Raw genomic sequence first — 1,437 nt, 5'->3', positions numbered from 1 at the left:
CTAAGAGCCTTACATGGACGCCGCCGTTTGCCAAGTAAAAACCGCATGATCCAAACAGAATAGAGATTGCGAACTTACATCCGGCCTTCGATTGCGGCATCGCCGCTGGCCTCTATGGGATTCGCTGACGGCAGCCCTATTTGATCGCCGAGCTTGATGCTCATGGTTCTTATCGGGTTGATGCCGTCCCGGTCTTACCTGTTTGCCATCACTTGTTTCTTACCTGCGCAACCTGTTGACGTGCCGCACTATGCTCCTGCTATCGTGAATCAAGCCGGTCTGACTTCTTTGCCGGCCACGGCACAGAAGTCAGACCGGAATTCCCGGTTGTGGACCAGCATTGCCCAAATAATGCGCGCCGTCTTGTTGGCTTGCGCTACGCACGCGACATTTGCATTTCGTCGGCCGGCCAGCTGCGTCAGCCAACTGCTGCTACGCTCAGGCTTGTTCATCGTGTGATACAACACTGCCCGGGCGCCATGCACCAACAGGCGCCGCAGATAACCATCGCCGCGCTTGCTGATGCCTTGCAGGCGCTCCTTGCCACCGCTGGAATGCTGCTTAGGCACGAGGCCGAGGAAGGCTGCGAGTTGTCGCCCATTTTTGAACGTGTGAATCGTGTCGCCTACAGTTGCCTCCAGTGCCGTTGCCGTGATCGGCCCGATTCCCGGCACCTGTTCCAGGCGGCGGCATACGCTCGATTGCCGGGAGAGTTGTCGCACCTCGTTGTCGATTTCCTGTACCTGCCGGTCCAGCTCCAGCAAGTGCGACAGCAGCCGTTGCCCCAGAGTGCGCATCAAGGTGGGCAAGTCGTTCATCTCGTCGGCCAGCACGCCTTTGACCTCCTGCATCAACCGGGCCAAGCCTTGCGGAAGAATCAAACCGAATTCGGCTAACAAGCCGCGCAACTGATTGGCTTGGGCCGTGCGCGCCCTGATGAAGCCATCCCGGGCCCGATGCAGCGCCAGGACCGCCTGCGTTTGCGGTGTCTTGACAGCGACGAATCGCATGCTGGGGCGAGTGGCTGCTTCGCAAATCGCCGCCGCATCGGCAGCATCATGTTTGTTTCCCTTGACATACGGTTTGACGAATTGGGGCGCGATCAGCTTGACCGTGTGCCCGAGCGATCCCAGCTTGCGCGCCCAGTAGTGTGCGCTGCCGCAGGCTTCCATTGCCACTACGCACGGCTGCAAACGCGCAAAGAACGGCACCATTTGTTCTCGCCGCAATGTCTTGCGCAATACCGCCTTGCCGTGACGGTCTGCGCCATGCACTGCAAATACCCGCTTTGCCAGATCCACACCAATCGTCGTAATATCCATGATGGACTCCTCGCCTCAAGTGGTTGGTCAACACTTCCACTTTGGCACATCGATGCCGTCGGCGCAGGAGTCCCCCTCCATTGCCTGCCCGAGAAGGCGGCGTCCATACCATTTG

Annotated in this window: 1 protein-coding gene; it reads right to left on the bottom strand. The window is 58.9% G+C overall.

What is annotated here, in order from left to right; all coding sequences use genetic code 11:
* Window positions 1–269: 269 nt before the first annotated feature.
* Window positions 270–1,322, bottom strand: a complete 1,053-nt coding sequence (locus E6W33_RS26835; RefSeq protein WP_136420442.1) for an IS110 family transposase — start codon at window positions 1,320–1,322, stop codon at window positions 270–272.
* Window positions 1,323–1,437 lie beyond the last annotated feature (115 nt).

The organism is Herbaspirillum sp. ST 5-3 (genome assembly GCF_004804275.1).
Classification (GTDB): Bacteria; Pseudomonadota; Gammaproteobacteria; order Burkholderiales; family Burkholderiaceae_D; genus Noviherbaspirillum.
The sequence above is the reverse complement of the archived record's forward strand: the minus strand, read 5'-3'. Positions and strand labels throughout refer to the sequence as shown.

What these genes read in the sequence shown, in the direction of transcription:
- E6W33_RS26835 (WP_136420442.1), bottom strand. Translation starts at nt 1,322, where the DNA reads ATGGATATTACGACGATTGGTGTGGATCTGGCAAAGCGGGTATTTGCA.